The organism is Micromonospora sp. NBRC 101691 (assembly GCF_030269285.1).
GTDB classification, from domain to species: Bacteria; Actinomycetota; Actinomycetes; order Mycobacteriales; family Micromonosporaceae; genus Micromonospora; species Micromonospora echinospora.
In genome coordinates, this window is record NZ_BSTB01000072.1 from 1 (window position 1) to 273 (window position 273).

Sequence of the window (273 nt, forward strand, 5' to 3'; positions counted from 1 at the left end):
AGGGAGCCGTCGAAGGTGGGGCTGGCGATTGGGACGAAGTCGTAACAAGGTAGCCGTACCGGAAGGTGCGGCTGGATCACCTCCTTTCTAAGGAGCACCTTCCACCGAAGGGTGGTAAGGAGCCCGCACCGTCCGAATGTGATGGTGGGGTGCTCGATGGCGGAGACACTGGTGAGTCTTTTCCTGGCAACGGCCACGGATCTTCTAGTACGGCCACTTCGGTGGTGTGGAACGGGGGTTGTGGTGCGGCTGGGGAGGGGCGGATGGCACCCT

Annotated in this window: 1 rRNA gene; it reads left to right on the forward strand. The window is 62.3% G+C overall.

Annotated features, from left to right (window positions below):
• Window positions 1-87, forward strand: a 16S ribosomal RNA gene (locus QSK20_RS32005); the annotation flags it as partial.
• Between the last annotated feature and the right edge of the window lie 186 nt (window positions 88-273).